Origin of the sequence: Methylophaga muralis, assembly GCF_001720165.1 — a bacterium.
Taxonomy (GTDB): domain Bacteria; phylum Pseudomonadota; class Gammaproteobacteria; order Nitrosococcales; family Methylophagaceae; genus Methylophaga; species Methylophaga muralis.
In genome coordinates this window covers 20,857-45,825 of sequence record NZ_MCRI01000004.1, presented here as the reverse complement: position 1 = coordinate 45,825, position 24,969 = coordinate 20,857, and the positions used below count along the sequence as shown (strand labels likewise).

The window sequence follows — 24,969 nt, the reverse complement described above, 5'->3', positions numbered from 1 at the left end:
AACGGAACCCTACGAAAACAGTAGGGTCAGATTGTCATTCTGAAAGTTTCCTACGGAGAGGAATGCATGCGTTTTAAGAACAGCTCTGAACGTTATGGATTGATCAGCATAGTGCTGCACTGGTCTGTCGCACTGCTGACTATCGGTTTGTTTGTTCTCGGTCTATGGATGGTTGATCTTGGTTATTACGATGACTGGTATTACCAGGCACCGTGGTGGCATAAAGGTCTTGGATTTATTGTCTTGCTTTTGGTATTGATACGCTGGCTATGGCGTCCGTTTGCCGGCAAACCTGCAGCAATTTCAACTACCCCGGTTTGGCAGAACTTAGCAGCAAAAACAGTACATCAACTGATGAATTTGGCGATTATCGTATTGGCTGTTACCGGCTATCTAATTGTCACCGCGAAAGGCCAGCCACTGGGTATTTTTGACTGGTTCAATATTCCTGCTCTCACTCAACTAACTGTCTCGACCAGCGATTTGGTTAGCAAACTGCATTTATGGTCAGCGTATTTCATTATTGCGTTGGCCTCAATTCACGCCCTGGCGGCGTTAAAACATCATTTCATTAATAAAGACGCCACCTTGCGTCGCATGCTTAATCTTTAAACCAACAGGAGTTCACATGAAAAAAACCATTTTTGCCTTAGCGATAAGTTCGGCATTTGTATTGCCAGCACAAGCGGCTGACTATGTGATTGATACTGAAAAAGCACATGCTTTTATTGATTTTCGCATTCAGCATCTGGGCTTTAGCTGGATGAGCGGACGTTTTAATGATTTTGAAGGCACGTTCAGCTATGACGCAGAGAACCCAGAAGCATCAAAAATTGATGTGAAGATTGATGTCGCCAGTGTCGATACCAACTTTGCTGAACGTGACAAACACTTGCGTGAGCAATTTCTGAATACGGCCAAGCATCCAGAAGCACGTTTCACCTCAACCAGCTTTGAACAGCAGGCAGATGGCACTTTATTGATGAAAGGTGATTTCACTTTGCATGGCGTGACCAAACCGATGACTATCCCGGTGGAAAAAATTGGTGAAGGTGAAGATCCATGGGGTGGTTACCGCGTGGGCTTTCATGGTGAAACCAGCTTTATCATCGAAGATTATGGCATTGATGTCAGCAAATTAGGCCCAAGCTCACAGGAAGTGTTTCTGACACTTTCTATTGAGGGCATCAGAAAATAATTCTGAGTTAAGCTTTACCGGCGAGTGTATACAGTCTTTGTAACTCGTCATCTAAACCGTTTGCTGGTACAACCTCGTTTGCTCGGTTGTACCAGTAAGCAGCGTTGGAAAGATCACCTTCAATTCGATGCAAGTATCCATGGATTAAACAAGCCAGTGGATCACTGTATTGCTGTATAAGCTGATGAGCATCATCCCACTCTTTATCACGAATTTTATCCAGTGCTTGTAGATGAATGACGCTCATTTAGTTCCTCAATATTATGACTGCCAGGTAACGCTTCCCAGCATTAGCAAACTGCCAACGACCGCGAAAGGTGATGTTACCACCACAAACAACAGTTTCATCAATTCACGAAAAATATAGATGGTATCAGCGATATAACCCATAGCGAACCTCCTTTGTAGTCGACGGTTGAATTATAATGCGCGTCTATGACGTTCAAATGACATGATGATGACCAACCAATGAATCTGCTTGCCCTTGATACCAGTACCGAAAGTTGTTCTGCCGCCATTACTATTAATGGAGTGTTGTATCAACAGCAACAAATGACTCAACGTGGTCACTCGACCCTTATATTGGGGATGCTCGATCAGCTTTTCAAGCAAGCAGCTGCGTCAATTGCTGATATTGATGCTTTGGCATTTGGTCGTGGGCCCGGCTCATTCACCGGGGTTAGAATCGGTGTGGGTGTTGCTCAAGGAATTGCTTTTGCTCGTGAGCTTCCGGTTATTCCAGTCTCCACTTTAGCAGCAGTCGCCCAAGCTGCTTATGAGCAGACCCAACAACAAAATATAGCGGTAGCGATGGATGCGCGAATGGATGAAATCTATGCCGCCAGTTTTCAGGTGCAAGATGCAAGCGTTGTGCTGATAGGAGAAGAAAAAGTATGTCCTGCAGAACAATTCTTACCCGCTAATACTGAGATGTGGTTAGGTGCAGGCACTGGCTGGCAAGTTTATGCAGATCCATTGCAAAGCAATTTTTCCGGACAAGTAATTGGTCAGCAACCCGATATTTATCCGCAAGCCGCGATTATTTTGAAACTTGCCGAGCAATTATACGCACGGGGCGAATATGTCAGTGCTGAAAAAGCTTTACCCGTTTACCTACGCAATGATGTGGCTAAAAAGAAGGCACAACAGGGATGATCAAAAAAGCCGATAACATTTTTGCTTCACCACTGGAACAGATGGTGGACTTTCGCTTTGATGAACGTGTGGTGGACGTGTTTCCCGATATGATCCAGCGCTCGGTACCTGGCTATGGCACCCTGATCTCCAATATCGGCATTCTGACCGCTCGTTATGCTCAGGAAAACAGCAGTTGCTATGACCTGGGCAGTTCATTAGGAGCCGTTACTTTATCAATGCGCCAGCGTATTAAAGCTGAAGGCTGTCAGATAATTGCGGTTGATAATTCGGCCGCAATGATTGAACGGGCGAAGAAAATTATCGCGGCTGATAATAATCGAGTACCGGTTGAGCTGCGCTGTGAAGATATTAACCAGACGCTTATTGAAAATGCCTCAGTAGTGGTGATGAATTTCACGCTGCAGTTTATTGCACCGGCTTTACGGGATGAGTTGATTCGACAAATTTATCAGGGCTTGAAACCGGGCGGCGTATTTATTCTGTCGGAAAAACTGACTTTTGACAGTGATGAGCAACAGACTTTTTTTACTGAAGCACATCATGATTTCAAACGCGCTAATGGCTACAGTGATCTGGAAATCAGCCAGAAACGCAGCGCGTTGGAAAATGTATTAATCCCCGAAACTCTTTCAACACATCAACATCGTCTCAGCCAAGCGGGTTTTTCTCGCAGCGAATGCTGGTTTCAATGTTTTAACTTTGCCTCTTTGATAGCTTTTAAATGACCGTATATGAACCGTTTTACCGTTGGCTTGAATCTGTTGGACAAGCTGACTGGGCCGAGCAATTGTCAACTTTTACTACTGAAAGGCTGGCTGATGATTTTCATGGCAAGATGCCGTTATGGCAACAGGCATTGGCGAATTTACCCTCTGTAAAACCTGCACAAGTAGAGCTAAAACAAGCCGTGCAGATCGGCACATCGGAGGATATATCCAGTATTGATAAACAAGCCTTTATTGATCTGATCAAAACTTTCCACCCGTGGCGCAAAGGTCCGTATCAATTATTTGATATCGATATTGATACTGAATGGCGTTCCGACTGGAAGTGGGATCGGGTTTTACCTCATCTCAGCTCTTTGCAGGGCCGTAAGGTTCTGGATGTCGGTGGCGGTAATGGCTATCACGGCTGGCGAATGGTGGGTGAGGGTGCCAGCATGGTGATGGGCATAGATCCGACACTGGTGTTCAGTATGCAGTATCAACTGATGCAGCACTTTATCCAGAGTGATAGGCATTTTGTTTTGCCAATTGGTATTGAACATATGCCGGAAAAATTACACCTGTTTGATACGGTGTTTTCGATGGGCGTTTTATATCATCGCCGTTCACCGCTAAACCATTTAATGGAGTTGCGCCATTGTCTTCGCCCGGGTGGTGAGCTGGTACTGGAAACACTGATTATTGATGGAGAAGAAGGTATGAGTCTGATGCCAGAGGAACGTTATGCCAAAATGCGTAATGTCTGGTTTATTCCATCGGTTCCAACTATGTTGTTGTGGCTGCGTAAATGCGGATATAAAAATGTGCGATGTGTGGATGAAAATCTCACCAGTCTTGAAGAACAACGTGCTACCGAGTGGATGACGTTCGAGTCATTACGGGATTTTCTGGATCCCCTGGATATTAGTAAAACGGTTGAAGGTTATCCTGCACCCAAGCGGGCTGTCTTTATCGCGGATGCGCCCTAAGAAATCTTGATTGGTACATTTCAGCCACAACAGAAGTGGCTATGAGAACTCAACAGGCCCTAAAAAGCCATTGAGCTAGGCGAAACAGAAATCCATTTACCACTGCGATGCTGACATGCGTCCAGCGATTTTTCCTGCAAATCTTCACCGTTTTTAATTTTTAACTGATAGGCCAGACAAGGGTAGTGGCCATAAGAATAGCTGCGTAACAGCTTGATTTGATATTGAATTCCTGTGTGGTCATTATGCCAGACATGCTCGGATTCAAAATTATTGGAGGATAGGGCTTCCTGAGTTCGATCCAAATCAATGGTTGTCATCGCGGTATCGGTTTCAATACCTGCTTCTACGCCCGCTAACAAATCCAGTGATGCGTAGGCTTGCGGTAATAATAGCGCGATGAGCAGGGCAGGATAAAAAGCATTATGCCAAATACGATTCAATGTTCATTCCCATCATTGGTTTTGTTTCATTAGATAATGAAATATAACATCCTTCAATAAGCAAACTATCCTTGTTTATACAGGATATTTTTCCTTTAAATCCAGGAGCTTAATATTTGATTCATCCCAATCATCACGCGGTACGATTGAATATCAAGATTGTTAGGAAAGTTAGTGTTGATAAAAAGACGTTTAAAATCCTTTATTTTTAAGCATTTTCATCGGTTGCATCGACCTGAAAAGTGCCATCACCATTTACACTGACCGAAAATTGTATGGGCCTGCAACACACAAAACAATCCTCGATATATTGTTGATAATCAATCGTGCAATCCAGCAAAACCTCAATGGTTTCGCCGCAATAAGGACAGCTTAGCGAATGTTCTTGTAAAGCCTGCATCGTCCTGCTCCAAATTTTGTTGCTTTAACATATGAAAATAGCGAGAAGCAATTAGTTCGAGTCAGCCACAGTTCAATTTGTTATTTGTGTTTGTGCTCTCAATCTTTTATAAGGTTGATGAAGTTATTCGAGATAAATCAATGCAGCAGGCCATTAGACAAACCCTATCGTTGCTTTTAAAAAGTTGGCGTGAACAATTTAATACTCGGCCGGGCATCTCGATCTTCATTTTGTCTGCCATCAGCTTAATTGTCGGATTGTTGCTGGTGAGTCTGCTGAATATTCACTCTAATATCGATCCACAATTTTTAAAATGGGCCTTGATTGGCGGTGGCGTCGGAGCATTGTCGACAGCATTAGGTGCTGCACCTGGTTTATTTGTAAAAAAACTTCCAACAATTACTGAAGACACGATGCTCGGTATGGCAGCTGGCATGATGTTGGGGGCAAGCTTTTTTTCTTTGATACTTCCTGGAATTGAGGTTGCCACTGACTTAACAGGCCATGCCGTAAGTGGTGTTGCAATCATTATTTTCGGCATGATAGGTGGTGTGCTGTTGATGTTGGGGTTGGATTATTACTTGCCCCATGAACATCAACATTCCGGCCCTTGTGGTGCCGGACATCAACAGGTTGGCAGAGTCAGTCTGTTTGTGTTGGCTATTGCTCTGCACAACTTTCCCGAAGGCATGGCGATTGGCGTAAGTTACACCGATGGTAATTTGTCAGTTGGTATTCCACTGACAGCGGCGATCGCTTTACAAAATATCCCTGAAGGGCTAGCGGTTGTGTTGGCACTCAGACGAATCAATATATCTGCTGGCAAAGCTGTGGCGATTGCAGCAGCTACCGGATTGGTTGAGCCCATAGGAGCGTTGGTCGGCATAATATTGTCCAGCGGTTTACCGGTTTCCTATCCTTTAGGTTTAGGCATTGCTGCTGGTGCGATGATTTTTGTGGTATCTCACGAAGTGATTCCTGAAACACATCGAAATGGACATCAAACAAGAGCGACCGTTGGCCTCATGGGCGGTCTGTTTGCCATTATGCTAATTGATACATTATTGGGATGAATGCGCGAACTCAAACAGGTATCGATGATCGCCCAAGCCAATACCTTCAGCGATCTGCTTGAAGCCGAATTTTCGATAAAAATCCAATAACTCCGGATAATGAGAGACAGCATCCAATTGCATCGTACCGTCACCGATTAAGCCCAGACAATATTGGAGTAATAATCGTCCATAACCAGCTTGTTGATGATCAGGATGAACAGCCAATTGGGTCAGATAAAAATCAGCAGCTGGGATATCGGGCCAGCAATCAGCATAATGATCAGCAGGGTTTAGGCCCAGTGCAACACAGCCAATAATCTTTGAATCCTGTTTGATGATATAAACTGATTTTTGCAGCAGATTTTGGCGTACAAATTCCTCATCATAAAGGTCGAGCCAATGCGACATGCCATTTAGATGCATATGATGGGCACATTCATTTAATAATGAAGCAATAGCAGGCACATCCTTCCAGCAAGCGAGTTGAATCTGAGTGTTAACCATAAGAGTAAATTTAGTTTAAAGGCCAAATCAGCATGATCACGCTCAATGTAACTGCGCCGATAAATAAATTCATCGGCACACCGACTTTTAAAAAGTCACGGAAGTGGTAGCCGCCCGGACCATAAACCATAAGATTGGTTTGATAACCTAGCGGGGTGGCAAAACTTGCCGAAGCCGCCATCATAATGGCAAATACAAACGGCTCATTATGTAGCCCGGCTTTCGCGGTTAACTCAAGCACGATGGGTAACATCAATACAGCCGCAGCATTATTGGTAATGACTTCGGTTAATACCGAAACAGCAATGTAAGTCATGACTAACATTAACCAGGGTTGATTCTGACTAAGCGAGACGATACCTGTCGCTACAAAGTCTGCTACCCCAGTTTGCTGTAATGCGACACCTAACGCAAATGATGCGGCAATAGTTAAAATAACCGTCAAATCCAGACTTCGTTCTGCCTGACTCACTGAGCAACAGCCAGTCAGTATCATTAACGTTGCACCAATTAACGATGCGTGAAGCATATCGATTAAACCAAATCCTGCAGCGGTGACCAAGGTTATTAAAATCACCCAGGCAAGGGCGGCTTTATCGTGATTGGGAGATTCTTTACCCAAATCATTTATCAATAAAAAGTCTTTGTTATAACGTTGACGACTGACAAAAGCAGGGCGCGCCTCCAATAGCAGAGTATCACCAGCCTGCAAAACAATATTGCTTAAGTTGCCTGGAATACGTTCACCATTTCTTGCTACTGCCATGATGACGGCACCATACCGCTCCAAAAACATCGCATCACGAATGGTTTCACCAATAGCCGCACAATGCGGAGACACAACGGCTTCAACTAGGCTACGTTCAGGTCTTTCTGAGGCCAGCACGCTACTTTCTGCATCAGAAGTTGACGCGACAATACCGCGAATGCGAAGCAAGTCCGTAATGCCTTGCGTGTCTCCGGCAAAAACGAGGCGATCGCCACTCTGTAATCGTTCTTCAGAAGGAACGGCGGTTAATAATGTGCCGTTACGCTCAATTTCGACCAAATAAACACTTTTCTGATCCCTCAACCCAGCCTGTTGAACACTTTGACCTACCAATACTCCATCCGTCTCAACCATCACTTCAAGAGTGAATTCGCGAACATTTTCAAAAGCATGATTTTTGCCGATGTCAGGTAACCATTTAGGGAAAAATAACCAGATGAAAATCAAACCGCAAATGGCAACTGGCAAACCAATAATAGTAATGGAAAAAATTGAAAAACCGGCCTCACCCGTTAAGGATTGATACTGGCCATTCAACACAAGATTAGTACTCGTGCCAATCAAAGTGAGAGTGCCACCCAAGATAGCTGTATAGCTAAGCGGTATCATGATTTTGGATGGATTGATATTAATTCGTTTACACCAGGCAAGCAGGCCTGGAACCATAGTGGCGACTACGGGAGTATTGTTTAAAAAAGCACTGAGGAAAACCACCGGGGTAAACATTCTAAGATAAGAACCGCGAATAGATTTGGGGGAACCCAACAGCGACTTAACTAAAATATCTACGCCACCAGAAGCATGCAAACCAGCAGCAACTATGAACATGGCTGCAACGGTAATAAGGCCTGCATTACTGAATCCTGCCAATGCCTGTTGTCCATTGAGAATTCCCGTAGCCAATAATGTAGTCATCGCTGTAATCATGGCGATATGTGGTCTGACACGAGTAAAGGTCAGAACCAACAATACGGACAATGTAACGGCTATGGTAAACCAGCCTTCCCAACTCATTTTCAACCTCAAACCATTTTCAAAGCGCTAATAATGACAGGTTTATAAATAAGTGGAATTAATAAGCAAGAATATATATATCTTTAAAAGTTATATAGAAAGAAAATTTTTGCCTTAAAGTTTAATGAAATCCATACCTCAAACTTTCTCCGCCGCATCCACATCCCATACTTAGCTTGTGAGTTTAAACGCGCTTAACAAAATTAATTTCTTACTAAACACCCTGTTTTAATAAATTAAATCACCATTTTGATAGCTGTCTTTTATGGCTAAAACCTGCATTTTTATTTACTTAAACATACCAGTGAATAAAACAATCCAATTTTTATTGGTTCGGATTATAAAGCCGCTTTCCTACTATCTCCCTGCACTTAACACAACCAGGAGATAGCAAGGTGTCATTCAAACTCAAACCTATTACACAGAATCTATTTTTGGCCGGTTTAATCAGCACGTTTCCCATTGGTGTTTACGCTGCTGATAGTGAATCCGAGCTACGAATTCAGAAACTTGAACAACAAGTAAACCAACTGATCGAGAAACTGGCAGCACAGAGCGCGCAAATAAATCAACACCAGGAAGACATACAAGAGACTAAGTCGGTCACTAAAGGTGCTGTTATTGCTAAAAGCAATGGCCGAAGCTTGTCATTTGAATCAGCTGATGGCGCATTCAAAGCCCAAGTGGGTGGGCGGTTACAAATTGATGCTGCAGCCCATAATGAAGATGAGATTGCTTTGGGGGATGGAACAGCATTTCGTCGTGCTTTCCTAGATATTCGCGGCAATGTTTATGAAAACTGGAACTACCGTTTTCAATATGATTTCGCTCGTCCAAGCGGCACCGGAGAAAATGCCACAGGTGCACGTGGCATTCGTGATGCCTACATCCAATATACGGGATTAACTCCAGCAATAACTGTTGGGCAGTTCAAACAACCGTTTGGATTGGAACATCTGACCAGCAGTTTAAACACCACCTTTATCGAACGATCATTGACCAATGTATTTAATCCAGACCGTGCGATTGGTCTTGGTTTGAGCCATGGTGGTGATAATTGGAGCGCTTCGGCAGGTGCGTTTGGTGAAAAATCAGAAGTCGATCCAGGTGAAGAAGGTAATGAAGGCTGGGGGCTGGTCGCCCGTGGCACCTTTAACCCGATTATCGAGAAAAATAAATTAATTCACCTTGGTGCAGCCGTTTTACATCGTAATCCGGAAGATGGTCAATTACGTTTTCGTGAGCGTCCAGAAGCCAATATTAGTGGTGTTCGCCTGATTGACACTGGTGTTTTAGAGAATGTGGATGACTTCCAACAATACGGTCTTGAAGCCGCAGCAGTATTTGGACCTCTGTCAGTACAAAGTGAGTACATCAATACACGCGTTCAGCGTGCTTCAGCTTCAACTGATCTTGATTTCAATGCATGGTATGCCTATGCCAGCTATTTCCTGACGGGTGAGTCTCGCGGTTACAAAGCGAACACTGGCACATTTGATCGTGTGAAACCTAATTCAACAGTGGGTCAGGGCGGTATCGGCGCCTGGGAACTTGGTATTCGCTTCAGCTCAGCTGATCTTAACGACAGCAGTTTCATCGGCGGTGAACAGGACAACCTGACCTTTGGGGTGAACTGGTACACCACTGACAACATCCGCCTCTCAGCAAACTACATAAAAGTACTTGATGTAGACCGTCCAGGTAATCCAGCCGATGGCGAAAAACCGGATATCGCTTTAGTACGTGCACAAATTGATTTTTAAACAACCAACTTGAATTTTGGAGAACAAAAATGAAACTGAAAACCTTAATTAAAACTCTGCCATTCGCTATCAGCATTGCTGTGTTTTCTAGCGGTTCACTGGCGAAAGATATCGAACTATTAAATGTCTCTTATGACCCGACAAGAGAGCTATATCAGGAGTTCAATCCGTTATTTGCCAAACATTGGAAACAGCTGACGGGCGATAACGTCAAGATTAGCCAATCGCATGGTGGTGCAGGCAAGCAGGCACGAGCGGTTATTGATGGCCTGGCCGCGGATGTTGTCACATTGGCACTCGCTTATGACATTGATGCCATTGCAGAACATACCGGCAAATTACCTGCTGATTGGCAAACACGTCTGCCAAATAACAGCTCACCTTATACGTCGACTATCGTGTTTTTGGTTCGTGCTGGTAACCCAAAAGAAATTAAGGATTGGGAAGATTTGGTTAAACCGGATGTAGCGGTTATTACGCCTAACCCAAAAACCTCTGGCGGTGCTCGGTGGAATTATCTGGCAGCCTGGGGCTTTGCTGAAGCGAAATATGGTAGTGCTGAAAAAGCAGAAGAATTCGTCAATAAACTCTTTAAGAATGTCCCCGTTTTGGACTCCGGTGCACGCGGTTCGACCAACACCTTTGTGCAGCGTGGAATTGGTGATGTGTTTATCTCATGGGAAAACGAAGCTTTTTTAGCAATTAACGAATTAGGCAAAGATCAGTTTGAAATCATTGTTCCTTCGGTTTCTATTCTGGCTGAGCCGCCGGTGACCGTCGTTGATGGCAATGCTGAAAAAAATGCTACACAAGAAGTTGCCAAGGCCTATCTGGAATATTTGTACTCGCCGGTTGGTCAAGCCTTGGCAGCTAAACACTATTATCGTCCAGTGGCACCAGAGCATGCTGATCCGCAGGATATCGCCCGCTTTCCGCAAGTAAAAACCTTCACCATTGACGAAGCGTTTGGTGGTTGGCAAAACGCCCAGAAAACACACTTTAATGACGGTGGCGTGTTTGACCGAATTTATTCCGGCCAATAGTACATATGTATTTTCGGCCTGAATGGTTCAGGCCGAACTTTTAAAAAACAAAGGAAATAATCATGACAATCAAAGCAATAAATAGTCGAAATCAGTTTAAAGGCATTATCAAGCGAATAAAACGCGGTGATGTGGTCAGTGAAGTTGAAGTGGATACAGGTGCGGGCGTGATTACCTCGGTAATTACAACCAGTTCACTTGATGATTTGGGTCTCAAACCCGGGTTTGAAGTGATTGCCTTGTTTAAATCCACTGAAGTTGCTCTGGCCAGTTTTAGCAAAGTATAAAAAATGCAAAGGCCAAGGAGAAAAACAATGGAAACCAAAATATTAACTGTACCGGGATTCCATGGCAGTGATGAAAATCACTGGCAGACATGGCTGGAACAACAATTTCCAAACAACGAACGCTTAACCGGCGTTAATTGGGAATCGCCGCGAATTTATCCATGGGCAGAAGCGCTGGAAAAGCAGCTTGATACTATGCCGGGACAAGTGATTTTAGTTGCCCACAGTTTTGGTTGCTTGGTGAGTGCATTGATTGCTTCCTGGCGTCCCGAGAAAGTGGCAGGTGTAATTTTAGTTGCTCCAGCTGCGCCACAGCGTTTTTCTCTTTATGGACCGATTCACGAAAGCCAAAAGAACATACAAAACATTGCAGGTGCCTTGCCCGACCAACGTCTAAATACGTTGGGGGTATTGGTTGCCAGTAAAAATGATCCATGGATGTCGGTTGTTCAGGCTGATCAACTGAGTCGTGATTGGGGATTGGCATTTTACAATGCAGGAAACGCCGGACATATAAATAGTGAGTCAGGTTATGGCGCATGGCCATTAATTAAAGACTTTGTTTCAGCCATGCTGGAAGCTATTGAACCCTTACCTGGTGATGAGGTCTTTCAATTAAGTAGCTGGAACAGCTCTCGTAAACGTCTTATACCTAAAACATATTCAACAATTGGTTTAACAACGCAGCAAAGTGCATTTTTACAATACGCCTGATATGCAGGCTTGGATAATGGAGAATTAACATGTCAATTCGATTGGGTGATGAAGCCCCTGACTTTGAACAAGATTCAACAGAAGGGCATATTCGTTTTCATCAGTGGCTGGGAAACAGTTGGGGTGTTTTATTTTCGCATCCAGCGGATTTTACCCCAGTGTGTACAACAGAGCTTGGTTTGACCGCCAAGTTAAAAGCCGAGTTTGACTCTAGAAATGTCAAGGCATTGGCATTATCCGTTGACCCCGTGGATAAGCATCACCAATGGATTGAGGATATTAACGATACGCAAAATACCACGGTGAATTTTCCAATATTGGCCGATGCCGATCGCAAAGTGTCTGAGCTTTACGACATGATTCATCCCAATGCCAGCGCAACACTCACAGTACGATCTTTATTTATTATTGATCCACAGAAAAAGGTTCGGTTAATCATTACCTATCCCGCCAGTACAGGACGGAATTTTAATGAAGTGTTGCGAGTAATTGATTCGCTGCAATTAACCGATAATGAAAAAGTAGCGACGCCAGGCAATTGGCTGCCAGGCGACCGGGTGGTGATTGTGCCATCTCTGCAAGATGAAGCAGAACTTGCTAGTCGTTTCCCTCAGGGATATGAAGCCGTGCGACCTTACTTACGTTTTACAAAGTTAAAGTGATCTAATCTAGCTATAAATAGCTATTCCATTTGTGATATCAGCCAGTAGTTCTTATCGGACTACTGGCTTTTTATTATCCAAAACCATAACCATGGCGCAGCACAAATTGTTTCAGTTGCTAAAAGAGATATTTAAAGACAAAACATTAACTTTTTTAAATGATAAAAAAGCGATTGTTTTATCTAAGTTATTGTAAATTAAAATTAAAAAACCTAATCCAGTGCTATGCATAAGCTTTGCATATTTTGTTATTTCTCAGCCTAAAACGGCCTCTCTACACTTTGCGAACATTGTTTTGACAAGGAGTAAACATGTTACGCAACCACCTGAAAAAGGCTAGGCAGGTCATCGCTAGCGGTTCATTGAACCGTGATGAGGGGAATGACTGATGTCCTCAATAAAATCATTTTCCGTTTTACCCGGCTTCGGTTTATCAATGGGGTTTACCTTGGTGTACCTGTCGCTTATTGTGCTGATTCCATTAAGTGCCGTGTTCATTTTTACCAGCCAATTAACTTGGGCAGAGTTCTGGGCAATTGTCAGCGCGCCACGAGTTGTGGCCTCTTATAAACTTTCATTCGGCGCTTCACTAGCCGCTGCTGCTATTAATGCAGTATTCGGATTGATGCTGGCGTGGGTGTTAGTACGTTACTCGTTTCCGGGTAAGAAAATTGTCGATGCGTTAGTCGATTTACCCTTTGCCTTGCCCACAGCGGTAGCAGGTATTGCGTTAACAGCTTTGTATGCTCCAAATGGCTGGATAGGCCAGTTTATTCAGGGAACCTTAGGCATAAAAGTGGCCTTTGCGCCGTTAGGTGTGCTGGTGGCTTTGGTGTTTATCGGTTTGCCGTTTGTAGTCCGAACAGTGCAGCCAGTGCTTCAGGATCTGGAGACTGAATTGGAAGAAGCGGCATCCAGTCTGGGGGCTAATCGCTGGCAGACTTTTCGTTATGTGCTGATACCCATCATTCTGCCGGCGTTAATGACGGGTTTTGCATTGGCTTTTGCCCGTGCGGTAGGTGAATACGGTTCAGTTATTTTTATTGCAGGCAATATTCCGATGGTCTCAGAAATCACCCCACTGATGATCATTACCAAATTAGAGCAGTACGACTACGCCGGAGCCACGGCCATTGCGGCAGTGATGTTGGTGGTGTCCTTTGTGATGTTGCTGATTATTAATGCGTTGCAGGCGTGGGCTGGCAAACGTACTGGGAGGGATAGATAGATGAGTAATGCTGCTGTTGTGAATAAACCGTTGAGCAATTTTGCTTGGGTATCACCAACAAAATATGAAAGAAATGTCGCTACACAAGAATCCAAGTGGATAAAAATCAGTGTGATCAGTATTGCTCTGGCTTTTTTCGCCTTATTTTTAGTCATGCCTTTGGTTGCAGTGTTTACCGAGGCCTTGCGCAAGGGATTTGAAGTTTATTGGTTGGCGTTAAGCGATTCAGATGCCTTATCTGCGGTGAGATTGACCTTACTGACGGCACTGATTGCTGTGCCATTAAATCTGGTATTTGGTGTGGCGGCCGCATGGGCAATTGCCAAGTTTGAATTCAAAGGTAAGCAGTTGTTGATTACGTTTATCGATCTGCCTTTTTCCGTTTCGCCGGTCATCGTCGGTCTGGTTTATGTATTGGTATTCGGCGTAAATGGCTGGTTTGGTGAATGGTTGGTGGCTAACGATATCAAGATCATTTTTGCGGTTCCCGGCATTGTGCTCGCCACCATATTTGTGACGTTTCCGTTTGTTGCTCGTGAATTGATTCCATTGATGCAGGCACAAGGTAAAGAGGAAGAGGAGGCTGCTGTTGTTTTAGGTGCCGGTGGCTGGCAAACCTTCTGGTATGTGACATTACCGAATATCAAATGGGGTTTGTTGTATGGCGTGATTCTGTGTAATGCCAGGGCAATGGGCGAATTTGGCGCGGTATCAGTTGTATCAGGTCATATCCGTGGCCAGACCAATACGATGCCGTTACACGTTGAAATTCTTTATAACGAATATAACTTCGCGGCAGCCTTTGCAGTAGCGTCCTTGCTGGCCTTACTGGCTTTAGTCACGCTGGTATTAAAGACCTGGGTGGAACACCGCGCTGGAACCAATGCTTCGGCACATTAATTAAAAGAGATACGAAAATGAGTATAGAAGTTAAAAATTTACACAAACAATTTGGCAGTTTTACTGCACTTGATGATATTTCGTTGAATTTTCCGTCAGGTGAACTGGTTGCACTGTTGGGGCCATCAGGTTGCGGTAAAACTACATTACTGAGAATTATTGCAGGTCTTGAACAGGCAGATTCAGGTTCAGTAATTCTGGATGGCGAAAATGCCTCACAAACCCATGTCCGAGAACGGCAAGTTGGTTTTGTGTTCCAGCATTATGCGTTGTTCAAGCACATGACCGTATTTGATAACGTCGCGTTTGGTTTGCGAATGAAACCGCGTAAATCCAGGCCCAGTGAAAAAGTGATTGCTGAAAAAGTCCATCGTTTACTTGAACTGGTGCAATTGGATTGGTTGGCTGATCGGTTTCCATCACAATTATCGGGTGGTCAACGACAACGAATCGCATTGGCAAGAGCATTAGCCGTTGAGCCACGGGTTTTATTGTTGGATGAGCCGTTTGGTGCATTGGATGCCAAAGTGCGTAAAGAGTTACGCCGTTGGTTGCGTAAATTGCATGATGAGTTACACATCACCTCAATTTTTGTGACCCACGATCAGGAAGAGGCACTGGAAGTAGCTGACCGAGTAGTGTTGATGGATCACGGAAAAGTTGAGCAGGTAGGTACACCTGATGAGGTGTATAACCATCCGCAAACGCCGTTTGTTTATGGTTTTTTAGGATCGGTAAACCTGTTTCATGGCCGGGTAGACGATGGACATCTGCATGTAGGTGATGATGTGCTGCATGACCTAGGTGAAAATTACGGCCCCGGTTCAGAAGTTTACGCTTTCGCACGACCACATGAATTGGATATAGTCGTCGATACACAACAAGTCAGTGGATTATCTGCCAAGGTGAATCGAGTTTTGTCGTTTGGTCTTAATTCACGGGTGGAGTTGGATGGTATCAATAGTGCTCACGGCCAGCATTTTGAGGTGGAATTAAGTCCACAACGGGTGCATGAATTATCATTAACACAAGGCCAGATTGTTAAGTTAGTGCCTTCGAAATTAAAGCTGTTTCAACGAGATAGCCTACATAAGGATCACCACGCTTGAACTTTCAACAATTAAGAATTATCCGTGAAACGGTTCGACGCAATTTCAACCTGACAGAGGTGGCCAATCATTTGTTCACCTCACAGTCAGGGGTGTCGAAACACATAAAAGATCTTGAAGATGAGCTTGGGGTTGAATTGTATGTCCGTAAAGGCAAACGCTTGACCGGACTGACTGAACCGGGCAAAGAGATGTTGCAGATTGTGGAACGCATGTTACTTGATGCCAACAATATCAAACGCCTGGCCGAGCATTACAGTCAGCAGGACACCGGCAAATTAACCATTGCGACAACGCACACTCAGGCCAGATATGTGTTGCCGGAAGTGATTACTCAGTTTAAACAACGTTATCCAAAGGTACATTTAAAACTTCATCAAGGCAGCCCGGATGAGATTGTGAAAATGATGATAGAAGGCGAGGCGGATATTGGCATTGCCACCGAAGCCTTAGGCAATATTCCTGAGCTGGTCAGCTTTGCTTATTATCATTGGCAACATGCATTGGTGGTGCCAAATGGTCACTACCTGACCCAGTTGGACAAACTCACGCTGACCGACATCGCTGAGTTTCCAATCGTTACCTATCATGAGGGCTTCACTGGACGGGCAACCATTGATAGAGCATTTCTCAATGAAAATATCGATGCTGATATTGTCATGTCAGCGCTCGATGCGGATGTGATTAAATCTTATGTTGAGTTGGGGCTCGGAGTCGGTATCGTAGCCGCTATGGCTTATGATGCGGAGCGTGATGTTCGATTAACGCTGTTGGATACCACGCATTTATTTGACGAAAATATTACTAAAATTGCCGTCAGAAAAGGGCATTATATGCGCCAGTTCGCATATGACTTTATCCAATTGTGCGCTCCGGATCTGCATGAAGAAGATGTTATAGCAGCGATTACTCAATAAAACACACGATGGCCCGTTAATCGGGCCATTGCTGAGGTACTTTTTGAATCTGTGAAATGTCATACCCCTGCTCAGCGAGCAGTTGCAGCATTTTCAAGTAATCCTGTTCGGGAATCTGGGGTGTTCTTGCCATTATCCATACGTAATCACGTTTTTCCCGGCCGACAATGGTCTGAGTGTAATCATCGTTTAAATAGACGATTCGATAGTCAGCTTTGATAGGCCAGATAAATTGCATGCCCCACACAGCGTTTGATTCTGTGTCGGTTATAAAACCCTTTGGATGATATTGTTTTTGCTCGCCATCGAAACTGCCTTTGTTAAAGGTAAAGGTGGTGGCAATAGTACCGTCATCATTCAGCTCATAGGTTTCAACAGCGTTGTGAGCACCTTTTTCAATAAAGGTCGGAATATTGGCAATCACATACCAGTCGCCCATAAAGCGATTGATATCAACATAATTTTCCGTGCGAATCGGCTGTGACATTGACTGACATCCTGCTAATAGCGTGATAAACAGCAACAGAGATAATTTACGACCAGACATCGACATCCCTCCTGAAAGAAATGTCGATGATGGTGGGTTAGCTGTGAACCGGATGTGAAGGCATGTTTAAGCGAGCTTGCAAATGATGAAATCAGGCTTTTGCCTTGATAAGCTGTTTCAGCTCTTCAATCTGCACCGATAAGTCTTCAATGGTCATATCGTATTTATGGGATTCTTCACGCTCTTCGGCGCGTTCCTGTTCCATCACATTGACCACAATACCGATAAGCATATTGAGAAAGGCAAAGGTATTAAGGAAGATAAATATCAGATAGAAAATCCAACTAAAAGGGTAGACCTCCATCGTTTCGTACATGACATCGGTCCAATCCTCAAATGTCATTACCCGGAAGAGCGTCAGCATTGATACTGCAATATCACCCCATAAAAAATCATTTACTTCAGCAAATAGTGTGGTGCCGATAGCGGCAAAAATATAGACGATGATAAACATCATCAAGGCGACGTAACCAAGCTGTGGTAAAGCTTTGAGTAACGAATTCAATAGATGGCGTAATTCCGGAATCACCGATACCATCCGTAATACACGGAAGATACGAATCAACCGGGCAACATACGCCAGTTCACTGTCATTGACGGGTATTAAACTGACCGCGACGATAATGGTATCGAACACATTCCAGCCGCTTTTAAAGAAATCCCGCTTATTAGGTTCGGCTAGGAATCTAACACTGATTTCCATCACAAAAAACAGCGTAATCGCGTAATCCAGCCAATCCACCAATCGTAAAATCTGCAGCGGAATCTCATAGGTTTTAATGCCAGTGACCATGGCCGAAAACAAAATCACACTGACCACGATGATTTCGAATAAACGATTTGCGCGCAGGCGTTCTAGCTTGTTTTGAAAAGAGACTGGGGAGGGTGTTGAAGTTTGCATAAAAAAGCGACCATAGGTTTTATACCAAGGCCGCGATCATAGTCAGAATTTACAGCAGGTCAATGACGTTTACATTTACTACGAAGAATTGGTTGAGTCGTGATCAGTAAGATTATTGATAAGCGTCAGGATAACCTTACGGTTTGCCTCATTCAATCCACGGAATAAATCCAGCAAATGTTGCTCAGATTCAGTTATTCCAAGAGGTAGAGTACGGTATGCGTCAGGTCTTATTTTTGCTGCAACAGTTTGACGTTGGTGTTTCTCATAATGATGAGCAAGACGCATGACGATTTCCATATTCAGACTCATACCATGCAGCAAACTAAAATCGCGCAAACGTGTTTTTAAATCGTCAGGAATTCTTAGGCCAAACGCTTCTGAGTTGGTGTCGGTGGGATGTTTTTTTATAAACTCCCGAACAGCCGTTTTTCCGAAGCGATGGGTAAGGCTGTTTTGTAATAAAAACAACGCCTCACTGGTCGTGCTCCGATTGTGTTGTTTCGCTTCGAAACGCAGCCAAGACATCAGCTCAGCAGGTAGTCGAAGGCCAAAAGGTCCTTTTCTTTCGCTCATCTATTTAAGAGTGTAAACAGTTGTTATTGACATAGTTAGTTACCATCTGTAGTTTCATTACCACTGGTATCTATACCGAGGTAATTGGTTAGGCTTAGTGTGACTCAGTACTCGTGAACCCTTTGTGAAAAGGGGCGGTACAACTGACGGAACGTATTGCTAAAGATCAACGTTAAGGACAAGGCACGTAGTGTGAGAAACACATTATTAGAAAATGCTTTCAAGTTCGCACACGAAGGTATTGTCATCACGGACGAACACCATAAAATTGTTGATATCAATGATGCGATACAACAAATTACCGGGTATTCACGTTCTGATCTTATCGGCAGCGATCCCCAAATACTTAGCGCTGAAAGCCAAAATAAAATTTTAAATCAGACCGTATGGCAATCTTTGCAACGTAACGGTTTCTGGCATGGCGAAGTTTCAAACAAACGTAAGGATGGTTCACATTATGTGGCCCGTTTAAGTGTGAAACGGGTAAATGCGCTTGGAAAGGTGTTTTACCTGGGACATCTCAGCGATATTACTGCCGATAGGAAATATCGTGCCATCCTTTCCGACCTGGTTCTGAACCGTAATTCTCATCAGATTCTTAATAAAAACCGGCTAGAAAATGAATTTCGGCGTATGAGCATGATTGCCGATAATCAGAATGAAAAACTGGTTGTGGCATTTATGGATCTGGATGAATTTAAAACTATTAATGACATTCATGGTAAGGCTGCTGCAGATAATCTTTTGGATCAGGTTCCGGCACGTGTCAGAAGTGTATTGTCGGAAACGGACAGTATTGTGCGTTATGGCGGTGATGAGTTTGTGCTAATTATTGGGGGCATGAAAAATCATGCTGCTGCCACCGAGATTATTCAGAAAGTACTGACAGCAATTGGCCATCCATTTGTTTTTAACGACGTACCGATGATGGTGACGGCATCGGTTGGTTATACACTTTATCCAGAAGATAGTGGCAGTCTCGACACCTTAATCCGCCATGCTGATCAAAGTATGTATAAAGCCAAACTGGATGGTAAATCAACGGTTATAGCCTATGATCCAGGCGAAGAAGTACAAATAACCGAACGTAATCAGCAATTACGTGAAATTGCCACGGCCATTAACGAAGACCAGTTTGTGTTGTTTTTCCAACCCAAAGTCACCCTGAGTACCGGCAATATTTTCGGTTTTGAAGCATTAATTCGCTGGCAACACCCACAAAAAGGGCTGCTGATGCCCGATAAATTTATTGATCAGGTATATGACACCGAACTGGAAGTCAGTCTGGGGCAATGGGTTATCTGTCGGGCTTTAAAACAACTCGCTGAATGGCAGCAGGCAGGTCATAACTATCAGTTAAGCATTAATCTCACTGCCTACCATTTATCGACCAGTGATTTCATTGATTGGCTGCAACAGCAGATTAAACGTTACCCTGATTTGGATACCCGTCGCTTTCAGATAGAAATTCTGGAAAGTAATCGCTTAAGTGATCTGAGCCTTATCAGTAATGTCGTTGAATTTTGTAAGTCAGAATTTGGTATCACTACAGCATTGGATGATTTTGGTACCGGTTATTCATCACTAACGCATATCCGGGTTTTACCTGTTGATGTGGTAAAAGTCGATCAAACCTTCGTTAGACGAATGTTGACCGAGCCGGAAGACTGCAAAATAGTGGAGGGCGTAATTGCCCTGGCACAATCATTTAATATTCAGGTAATTGCCGAAGGCGTTGAATCCATTGCTCACGGTGAGGTGTTATTAGCGATGGGCTGTAATCAGGCCCAGGGTTATGCCTTGGCTAAACCTTTACCGGGTGAACAAATTAAGAACTTTTTAGCGAACTATGAGCCATTCACTCAATGGTGTGCCCAATCTGACTTATTAAAAAATCATAAACAAGCGCGATTAAGTTTATTTTATTTTTATTTGAAGCATTGGATGCATCAACTTCAGGAAAGCCTGTTTGCTGAACCTGAGATCAAAACTGAGTGGCCAATTACTCAAATAGCAGATTCACATTGTGGGATCTGGTTGGAAAAAGCGAGTTATCATCATTATTTTGATAACGAAACCATTGCTAAAATTACTCAATACCATCATTACATATTTCAATCTGGAAATGATTTGCTCGCTAGCTACCTGGCAGGTGACGTTCATGCCAGCCGGGCAGGCTATCAGGCTCAAGTAAATACCTTCGAATCGGTGCTCGCGGAATTGAATTCCTTAATCAAACGAATGACCGACTAAACAGACTTTCTAATAACTTCTTGACATCACTCTTTAAGGTTGAAATGATATGATATATCATTATTTAACGAGTTCAGTGATGAAAGATAATTTGGCGGTCGCGTGTTCCGGAGCTTGTATGCTTCATTGTTTGCTTACTCCTATAGTCATCGGATTTAGTGCCGCAGGGTTATTAGGAGAATGGTTAAGCTCCGAATGGGTGCACAAATTGATGTTGGTCCCCGTGGTTTTGTTGGCGTTATTAAGTTTACCCAGCTCTTACAGGCAACATAAAAATCATTGGCCAATGTTATTGGGAATCCTTGGCATATCAACCATGGTGTCAGCGTTAGTCGGACCCGAATCATTGGAAACCTGGATAACCATTAGCGGCGGCATATTGCTGATTACAGCGCATCTATGGAATCGCAATTTAGCGCTGCAGTTGCTGCCAGCCCAAAGAGGACAGGTTAATGGATGAAGAGGCTTTATTAGCCGCTCCCGAAGCGGAATATATGAATGCTGAACAACTGGCATTTTTTGATCAACGTTTACAACAACTACGAACCGAAACCCTGGATGAAATCACCGCTATCAAAAACCAAATGTTAGGTAATAGTCAGGTCAGTGATGTTCTGGATAGGGCGCAACAGGAAGAAGAATCACAAATTGCTCTGCGAATTGCTGATCGAAAACGCCAGCTGATTCCAAAAATTGATGCTGCCCGCCAACGGATTCGTAGTGGTGAGTATGGTTATTGTTTGCAAACCGGAGAGCCAATTGGCATCGCTAGGTTACTGATAAGACCGACTGCTGAATATTGCACTGACGTCAAAACAATTAACGAACAAAAAGAAGGGGTTTATGAACACAAATCTCGATAAACGTTTGCCGGTCACGGTATTGTCCGGTTTTCTGGGGGCAGGTAAAACCACGGTACTCAATCATATTCTGAATAACCGCGAAGGACTAAAAGTCGCAGTTATCGTTAACGATATGAGTGAAATCAATATCGATGCTCAACAAATTCAGCAGGACGTGCAACTGAATCGTGCCGAAGAAAAGCTGGTGGAAATGAGCAATGGCTGTATATGCTGCACATTGCGTGAAGATCTCTTGATTGAAGTGCGTCAGCTTGCTGCAGAAAAACGTTTTGATTACCTGGTAATTGAATCAACTGGCATTTCGGAACCACTTCCGATAGCGGAGACTTTTACTTTTGCTGATGAAGATGGCGAAAGTTTGTCCCAAATTGCCCGTCTGGACACCATGATTACAGTAGTGGATGCAGTGAACTTTCTGCGGGATTTTAATGAGGCCAAAAATCTGCAGGAGACGGGTGAAAGTTTAGGTGAAGAAGATGAACGTAGCGTAGCCGATTTGCTGGTGGATCAAGTTGAGTTTTGTGATGTGATTTTAATCAGCAAAACCGATTTATGTACTGCCGAGCAGTTAACCGAACTCACCGGAATTTTGAAAAGCCTTAACACCGAAGCTGAATTGATTCTAATAGAAAATGGACAGGTTCCATTAGGCAAGGTGTTGGGAACACAGAAATTCAGTTTTGAAAAAGCCGAGCAAGCGGCCGGTTGGCTAAAAGAAATGCGTGGTGAACATATTCCAGAGACTGAAGAGTATGGCATCAATAGTTTTACCTATGTTGCCAGACGACCTTTTCATCCACAGAAATTCTTCGAATTTCTGCACCAGGATTGGCCGTGTGGCAAGTTGATCAGATCCAAAGGCTACTTCTGGTTGGCCAGTCGTCCACAATTTGCCGGTCAGTGGAATCAAGCTGGCGGTATTGCTCGTTATGGTTTTGCCGGAATGTTCTGGAAAGCCATACCCGAAAATCGCTGGCCTCAGGATGCCGAAAGTTTACAAACCATCAAAGAAAATTGGCAGGAGCCCTTTGGTGATATGCGTCAGGAGTTAGTGTTTATCGGTCAGAATTTAAATCCACAAGCTGTGACTGCTCAACTTGATGGCTGTTTGCTAAACGATGATGAGTTACTGGCCGGCAAGCAGCTTTGGGAAACACTGCCGGATCCTTTCCCTGCATGGGATGCAGCTTGATATGAGTATCGCATTAGCAAGTCAATCTGTAACTGAGGAGCATCTGCGACAGGATGTTTCACCATTAGTAATGACCGCAATTTACGAGCCGCATATCAACCTGGTGGTTTGGCAGCGACAATTGCAGACAGAATTGCAGAATTACATTGACGCATTAACTCAGGGTCTCAATGCGTTACAATTGCGCACAGTTATTGCTCCTGCCGAGGTTGGAGAGTGGTTATCCGGGTTATTACCTGAAGATCCACGACGTGGTTTGTTTGTTGATGACGTTAGACAATTGGCAGAAATGTATGCAGATTTGTTTGAGTTAACAACCGTTGGCTTGCGGCTGAGTCTGATACACGAGACGATGTGTCCCAGATTTCATACTGACCTTTTAATATGCCGAATGGTAACGACTTATCATGGTCAAGGCAGTGAGTGGTTGAAAGAAGAAGATGTGGATCGTTCAAAGCTTGGTGCCGGTGCAAAAGGACTACCGGACCATTTATCGGGAATATACCGGCATCAAAATGCCATTCAACAACTGCAACAGGGTGAAGTAGCATTGTTGAAAGGCGATGGTTGGATGGATAGTCAGGTGAGCGGCATTGTGCATCGTTCGCCACATATTCATAAAACTGAGAAAAGATTATTGTTAACTTTGGATTTTGCTGAGTGATTGGGAGCGGTTGAAAATGCGAGTAGCACCTTATTTATTTTCTGCGGTTTGTGGCTTTGGATTTATGTCCCTAACCTATGCCCATGAAGAGACTCATGATCATAAGCATCACGAACATCACGAGCATCACGAACATGAAGGTCATCGTCACCATGGAGCACATGTTCATGGCATGGCAACCTTGGATTTGGTGATGGATGATCAGGAATTGATGTTGCATTTGCAATCACCGTTAATGAATTTCTTAGGCTTTGAACATGAGCCAGAAACCGAGCAGCAAAAGGCTATTTATCAAGATATGTTGCAACAGCTTGAGCGTAAGGATAGCTTACTGACAGTTGAAGGTACCACTTGCCAAGCCGAATCAATAGAAATCGAAGATCCTTTCGCCAATCAGGACGAGGCAGGACATGCAGATGTTGATGTCAGTTATTTTCTTCGTTGTGAACAACCCGATAAAATCACCGGATTAAAAATCAATTTGTTTGATTTGTACAACCGTTTGGAGACACTACAAGTGCAAATGGTATTGCCTACTGGACAGCAACAATTAGAACTTAACCCGCAACGCACCACTATCCGGATCAACTAATGGCGACATTTGATGTAGATAACGTATTGCAACAAGCTGAGCGCAGTTGTGTTGAGCATGGTGCGCGTTTAACCAGTAAACGCAAACATATTCTTGAGGTGTTGTTAAAGGCCGAAGCACCTCGCTCAGCCTACGAAATTGCAGATTTGTATCGCCAACAAACTGATGAAAATATTCCGGTTATGTCGGTGTATCGCATGCTGGATTTTCTGATGCAGAACAGTCTGGTGCACAAACTGGCCTCTAATAATAAATTTATTGCCTGTGCTCATATTGCCTGTTCACATTCACATCAGACCCCACAGTTTCTGATTTGTGATAAATGTCAGCAGGTGCGGGAAATTGGCGTGGATAAACAATTAATCCATGCTCTCGAAGAAAGTATTGAAAATAATCATTTCCAACTTAACAGCCCACAGCTTGAATTACATGGGGTTTGTGAAAGTTGCCAAAAGCAACATTAAATAAATATTTTCATACGTAAATAAACGTATTTTTGAACAAATTATGATGTGATATATCGT

31 protein-coding genes are annotated in these 24,969 nt (G+C 43.7%); 22 read left to right on the top strand and 9 right to left on the bottom strand.

Annotated elements, in window-relative coordinates; translation table 11 throughout:
- Positions 1–66: 66 nt before the first annotated feature.
- Together A9E74_RS03400 and A9E74_RS03395 are read left to right on the top strand one after the other, a co-directional pair.
- Entirely contained in the window at positions 67–612 is a 546-nt protein-coding gene (locus tag A9E74_RS03400; protein WP_069295247.1) for a cytochrome b, read from the top strand.
- A 16-nt stretch (positions 613–628) separates the two neighbouring features.
- Entirely contained in the window at positions 629–1,198 is a 570-nt protein-coding gene (locus A9E74_RS03395; RefSeq protein WP_069295246.1) for a YceI family protein, read from the top strand.
- A gap of 7 nt (positions 1,199–1,205) precedes the next feature.
- On the opposite strand, the gene A9E74_RS03390 is transcribed toward A9E74_RS03395, so the two are convergent.
- Both A9E74_RS03390 and A9E74_RS14900 read right to left on the bottom strand, forming a co-directional pair.
- Positions 1,206–1,445, bottom strand: a complete 240-nt coding sequence (locus tag A9E74_RS03390) for a hypothetical protein (protein ID WP_069295245.1) — start codon at positions 1,443–1,445, stop codon at positions 1,206–1,208.
- A gap of 14 nt (positions 1,446–1,459) precedes the next feature.
- Positions 1,460–1,588, bottom strand: a complete 129-nt coding sequence (locus A9E74_RS14900; protein WP_256369435.1) for a hypothetical protein — start codon at positions 1,586–1,588, stop codon at positions 1,460–1,462.
- A gap of 78 nt (positions 1,589–1,666) precedes the next feature.
- On the opposite strand from A9E74_RS14900, the gene tsaB reads away from it, so the two are divergent.
- From tsaB to cmoB, 3 genes are read left to right on the top strand one after another with little or no spacing between them, the layout of a single operon-like run.
- Positions 1,667–2,353: a tRNA (adenosine(37)-N6)-threonylcarbamoyltransferase complex dimerization subunit type 1 TsaB gene (gene tsaB / locus A9E74_RS03385; RefSeq protein WP_069295244.1), complete on the top strand. Its 687-nt coding sequence runs from the start codon at positions 1,667–1,669 to the stop codon at positions 2,351–2,353.
- Positions 2,350–3,081 (top strand): carboxy-S-adenosyl-L-methionine synthase CmoA, encoded by a 732-nt coding sequence (gene cmoA / locus A9E74_RS03380; protein WP_069295243.1) that lies wholly within the window; start codon positions 2,350–2,352, stop codon positions 3,079–3,081. The genes tsaB and cmoA overlap by 4 nt, the downstream gene beginning before the upstream one ends.
- Positions 3,078–4,049 (top strand): tRNA 5-methoxyuridine(34)/uridine 5-oxyacetic acid(34) synthase CmoB, encoded by a 972-nt coding sequence (gene cmoB / locus A9E74_RS03375; RefSeq protein WP_069295242.1) that lies wholly within the window; start codon positions 3,078–3,080, stop codon positions 4,047–4,049. The genes cmoA and cmoB overlap by 4 nt, the downstream gene beginning before the upstream one ends.
- A 59-nt stretch (positions 4,050–4,108) precedes the next feature.
- Here the strand turns inward: cmoB and A9E74_RS03370 are convergent, their stop codons facing one another.
- Complete coding sequence (locus A9E74_RS03370; protein ID WP_245652031.1) at positions 4,109–4,492, bottom strand: hypothetical protein; 384 nt, start codon at positions 4,490–4,492, stop codon at positions 4,109–4,111.
- 208 nt (positions 4,493–4,700) lie between these two features.
- Positions 4,701–4,892, bottom strand: a complete 192-nt coding sequence (locus tag A9E74_RS03365) for a CPXCG motif-containing cysteine-rich protein (protein WP_069295241.1) — start codon at positions 4,890–4,892, stop codon at positions 4,701–4,703.
- A 140-nt stretch (positions 4,893–5,032) separates the two neighbouring features.
- On the opposite strand from A9E74_RS03365, the gene A9E74_RS03360 reads away from it, so the two are divergent.
- Positions 5,033–5,965, top strand: coding sequence for a ZIP family metal transporter (locus tag A9E74_RS03360; protein WP_069295323.1), 933 nt, complete (start codon positions 5,033–5,035; stop codon positions 5,963–5,965).
- On the opposite strand, the gene A9E74_RS03355 is transcribed toward A9E74_RS03360, so the two are convergent.
- Together A9E74_RS03355 and A9E74_RS03350 are read right to left on the bottom strand one after the other, a co-directional pair.
- Positions 5,954–6,412 carry a GNAT family N-acetyltransferase gene (locus A9E74_RS03355; RefSeq protein ID WP_245652030.1) on the bottom strand — a complete coding sequence of 153 codons (459 nt, stop codon included), beginning with the start codon at positions 6,410–6,412 and terminating at the stop codon, positions 5,954–5,956. The two genes, A9E74_RS03360 and A9E74_RS03355, sit on opposite strands and share 12 nt — an antisense overlap.
- Before the next feature lie 49 nt (positions 6,413–6,461).
- Positions 6,462–8,234, bottom strand: a complete 1,773-nt coding sequence (locus A9E74_RS03350; protein ID WP_069295240.1) for an SLC13 family permease — start codon at positions 8,232–8,234, stop codon at positions 6,462–6,464.
- A 395-nt stretch (positions 8,235–8,629) separates the two neighbouring features.
- On the opposite strand from A9E74_RS03350, the gene A9E74_RS03345 reads away from it, so the two are divergent.
- From A9E74_RS03345 to A9E74_RS03305, 9 genes are all read left to right on the top strand, one after another.
- Positions 8,630–9,997, top strand: coding sequence for an OprO/OprP family phosphate-selective porin (locus A9E74_RS03345; protein ID WP_176718902.1), 1,368 nt, complete (start codon positions 8,630–8,632; stop codon positions 9,995–9,997).
- A gap of 29 nt (positions 9,998–10,026) precedes the next feature.
- Positions 10,027–11,040 (top strand): sulfate ABC transporter substrate-binding protein, encoded by a 1,014-nt coding sequence (locus A9E74_RS03340; protein ID WP_069295239.1) that lies wholly within the window; start codon positions 10,027–10,029, stop codon positions 11,038–11,040.
- A 62-nt stretch (positions 11,041–11,102) separates the two neighbouring features.
- Entirely contained in the window at positions 11,103–11,327 is a 225-nt protein-coding gene (locus A9E74_RS03335; RefSeq protein WP_069295238.1) for a TOBE domain-containing protein, read from the top strand.
- 27 nt (positions 11,328–11,354) lie between these two features.
- Complete coding sequence (locus A9E74_RS03330; protein ID WP_069295237.1) at positions 11,355–12,041, top strand: RBBP9/YdeN family alpha/beta hydrolase; 687 nt, start codon at positions 11,355–11,357, stop codon at positions 12,039–12,041.
- A 29-nt stretch (positions 12,042–12,070) separates the two neighbouring features.
- Entirely contained in the window at positions 12,071–12,703 is a 633-nt protein-coding gene (locus A9E74_RS03325; RefSeq protein WP_069295236.1) for a peroxiredoxin, read from the top strand.
- Positions 12,704–13,091: 388 nt separating this feature from the next.
- A complete protein-coding gene (cysT, locus tag A9E74_RS03320) occupies positions 13,092–13,931 on the top strand; it encodes a sulfate ABC transporter permease subunit CysT (RefSeq protein WP_069295235.1) in 840 nt (279 codons plus the stop codon).
- Complete coding sequence (cysW, locus tag A9E74_RS03315; protein ID WP_069295234.1) at positions 13,932–14,831, top strand: sulfate ABC transporter permease subunit CysW; 900 nt, start codon at positions 13,932–13,934, stop codon at positions 14,829–14,831. It abuts the gene before it with no gap.
- Positions 14,832–14,848: 17 nt separating this feature from the next.
- Complete coding sequence (locus A9E74_RS03310; protein WP_069295233.1) at positions 14,849–15,940, top strand: sulfate/molybdate ABC transporter ATP-binding protein; 1,092 nt, start codon at positions 14,849–14,851, stop codon at positions 15,938–15,940.
- Positions 15,937–16,857, top strand: a complete 921-nt coding sequence (locus A9E74_RS03305) for a CysB family HTH-type transcriptional regulator (RefSeq protein ID WP_069295232.1) — start codon at positions 15,937–15,939, stop codon at positions 16,855–16,857. Before A9E74_RS03310 ends, A9E74_RS03305 begins: the two co-directional genes overlap by 4 nt.
- A 16-nt stretch (positions 16,858–16,873) precedes the next feature.
- On the opposite strand, the gene A9E74_RS03300 is transcribed toward A9E74_RS03305, so the two are convergent.
- The 3 genes from A9E74_RS03300 to A9E74_RS03290 form a co-directional block, all read right to left on the bottom strand.
- Positions 16,874–17,404, bottom strand: a complete 531-nt coding sequence (locus A9E74_RS03300; RefSeq protein WP_069295231.1) for a lipocalin family protein — start codon at positions 17,402–17,404, stop codon at positions 16,874–16,876.
- Between the two features lie 91 nt (positions 17,405–17,495).
- Positions 17,496–18,305 carry an ion transporter gene (locus A9E74_RS03295; protein ID WP_069295230.1) on the bottom strand — a complete coding sequence of 270 codons (810 nt, stop codon included), beginning with the start codon at positions 18,303–18,305 and terminating at the stop codon, positions 17,496–17,498.
- Between the two features lie 78 nt (positions 18,306–18,383).
- Positions 18,384–18,881 (bottom strand): Arc family DNA-binding protein, encoded by a 498-nt coding sequence (locus tag A9E74_RS03290; RefSeq protein ID WP_084002884.1) that lies wholly within the window; start codon positions 18,879–18,881, stop codon positions 18,384–18,386.
- 192 nt (positions 18,882–19,073) lie between these two features.
- On the opposite strand from A9E74_RS03290, the gene A9E74_RS03285 reads away from it, so the two are divergent.
- From A9E74_RS03285 to A9E74_RS03255, 7 genes are read left to right on the top strand one after another with little or no spacing between them, the layout of a single operon-like run.
- Positions 19,074–21,134 (top strand): sensor domain-containing protein, encoded by a 2,061-nt coding sequence (locus A9E74_RS03285; protein ID WP_069295228.1) that lies wholly within the window; start codon positions 19,074–19,076, stop codon positions 21,132–21,134.
- Positions 21,135–21,183: 49 nt separating this feature from the next.
- Positions 21,184–21,594: a MerC domain-containing protein gene (locus A9E74_RS03280; RefSeq protein WP_342670163.1), complete on the top strand. Its 411-nt coding sequence runs from the start codon at positions 21,184–21,186 to the stop codon at positions 21,592–21,594.
- Positions 21,587–21,997, top strand: coding sequence for a TraR/DksA C4-type zinc finger protein (locus A9E74_RS03275; RefSeq protein WP_069295226.1), 411 nt, complete (start codon positions 21,587–21,589; stop codon positions 21,995–21,997). Before A9E74_RS03280 ends, A9E74_RS03275 begins: the two co-directional genes overlap by 8 nt.
- Positions 21,978–23,189: a zinc metallochaperone GTPase ZigA gene (gene zigA / locus A9E74_RS03270; RefSeq protein WP_069295225.1), complete on the top strand. Its 1,212-nt coding sequence runs from the start codon at positions 21,978–21,980 to the stop codon at positions 23,187–23,189. The genes A9E74_RS03275 and zigA overlap by 20 nt, the downstream gene beginning before the upstream one ends.
- A 1-nt stretch (position 23,190) precedes the next feature.
- On the top strand, positions 23,191–23,853 hold the full coding sequence (locus A9E74_RS03265) for a DUF1826 domain-containing protein (RefSeq protein WP_069295224.1): 663 nt from the start codon (positions 23,191–23,193) through the stop codon (positions 23,851–23,853).
- 16 nt (positions 23,854–23,869) lie between these two features.
- Complete coding sequence (locus A9E74_RS03260; RefSeq protein ID WP_069295223.1) at positions 23,870–24,445, top strand: DUF2796 domain-containing protein; 576 nt, start codon at positions 23,870–23,872, stop codon at positions 24,443–24,445.
- On the top strand, positions 24,445–24,909 hold the full coding sequence (locus A9E74_RS03255) for a Fur family transcriptional regulator (RefSeq protein WP_069295222.1): 465 nt from the start codon (positions 24,445–24,447) through the stop codon (positions 24,907–24,909). The genes A9E74_RS03260 and A9E74_RS03255 overlap by 1 nt, the downstream gene beginning before the upstream one ends.
- Positions 24,910–24,969: the final 60 nt, after the last annotated feature.

Coding starts and splice junctions, on each gene's coding strand:
- A9E74_RS03400 (WP_069295247.1), top strand. CDS start 67: ATGCGTTTTAAGAACAGCTCTGAACGTTATGGATTGATCAGCATAGTG.
- A9E74_RS03395 (WP_069295246.1), top strand. CDS start 629: ATGAAAAAAACCATTTTTGCCTTAGCGATAAGTTCGGCATTTGTATTG.
- A9E74_RS03390 (WP_069295245.1), bottom strand. CDS start 1,445: ATGAGCGTCATTCATCTACAAGCACTGGATAAAATTCGTGATAAAGAG.
- A9E74_RS14900 (WP_256369435.1), bottom strand. CDS start 1,588: ATGGGTTATATCGCTGATACCATCTATATTTTTCGTGAATTGATGAAA.
- tsaB (WP_069295244.1), top strand. CDS start 1,667: ATGAATCTGCTTGCCCTTGATACCAGTACCGAAAGTTGTTCTGCCGCC.
- cmoA (WP_069295243.1), top strand. CDS start 2,350: ATGATCAAAAAAGCCGATAACATTTTTGCTTCACCACTGGAACAGATG.
- cmoB (WP_069295242.1), top strand. CDS start 3,078: ATGACCGTATATGAACCGTTTTACCGTTGGCTTGAATCTGTTGGACAA.
- A9E74_RS03365 (WP_069295241.1), bottom strand. CDS start 4,892: ATGCAGGCTTTACAAGAACATTCGCTAAGCTGTCCTTATTGCGGCGAA.
- A9E74_RS03360 (WP_069295323.1), top strand. CDS start 5,033: ATGCAGCAGGCCATTAGACAAACCCTATCGTTGCTTTTAAAAAGTTGG.
- A9E74_RS03350 (WP_069295240.1), bottom strand. CDS start 8,234: ATGAGTTGGGAAGGCTGGTTTACCATAGCCGTTACATTGTCCGTATTG.
- A9E74_RS03340 (WP_069295239.1), top strand. CDS start 10,027: ATGAAACTGAAAACCTTAATTAAAACTCTGCCATTCGCTATCAGCATT.
- A9E74_RS03335 (WP_069295238.1), top strand. CDS start 11,103: ATGACAATCAAAGCAATAAATAGTCGAAATCAGTTTAAAGGCATTATC.
- A9E74_RS03330 (WP_069295237.1), top strand. CDS start 11,355: ATGGAAACCAAAATATTAACTGTACCGGGATTCCATGGCAGTGATGAA.
- A9E74_RS03325 (WP_069295236.1), top strand. CDS start 12,071: ATGTCAATTCGATTGGGTGATGAAGCCCCTGACTTTGAACAAGATTCA.
- cysT (WP_069295235.1), top strand. CDS start 13,092: ATGTCCTCAATAAAATCATTTTCCGTTTTACCCGGCTTCGGTTTATCA.
- cysW (WP_069295234.1), top strand. CDS start 13,932: ATGAGTAATGCTGCTGTTGTGAATAAACCGTTGAGCAATTTTGCTTGG.
- A9E74_RS03310 (WP_069295233.1), top strand. CDS start 14,849: ATGAGTATAGAAGTTAAAAATTTACACAAACAATTTGGCAGTTTTACT.
- A9E74_RS03300 (WP_069295231.1), bottom strand. CDS start 17,404: ATGTCTGGTCGTAAATTATCTCTGTTGCTGTTTATCACGCTATTAGCA.
- A9E74_RS03295 (WP_069295230.1), bottom strand. CDS start 18,305: ATGCAAACTTCAACACCCTCCCCAGTCTCTTTTCAAAACAAGCTAGAA.
- A9E74_RS03290 (WP_084002884.1), bottom strand. CDS start 18,881: ATGAGCGAAAGAAAAGGACCTTTTGGCCTTCGACTACCTGCTGAGCTG.
- A9E74_RS03280 (WP_342670163.1), top strand. CDS start 21,184: ATGATATATCATTATTTAACGAGTTCAGTGATGAAAGATAATTTGGCG.
- A9E74_RS03275 (WP_069295226.1), top strand. CDS start 21,587: ATGGATGAAGAGGCTTTATTAGCCGCTCCCGAAGCGGAATATATGAAT.
- zigA (WP_069295225.1), top strand. CDS start 21,978: ATGAACACAAATCTCGATAAACGTTTGCCGGTCACGGTATTGTCCGGT.
- A9E74_RS03265 (WP_069295224.1), top strand. CDS start 23,191: ATGAGTATCGCATTAGCAAGTCAATCTGTAACTGAGGAGCATCTGCGA.
- A9E74_RS03260 (WP_069295223.1), top strand. CDS start 23,870: ATGCGAGTAGCACCTTATTTATTTTCTGCGGTTTGTGGCTTTGGATTT.
- A9E74_RS03255 (WP_069295222.1), top strand. CDS start 24,445: ATGGCGACATTTGATGTAGATAACGTATTGCAACAAGCTGAGCGCAGT.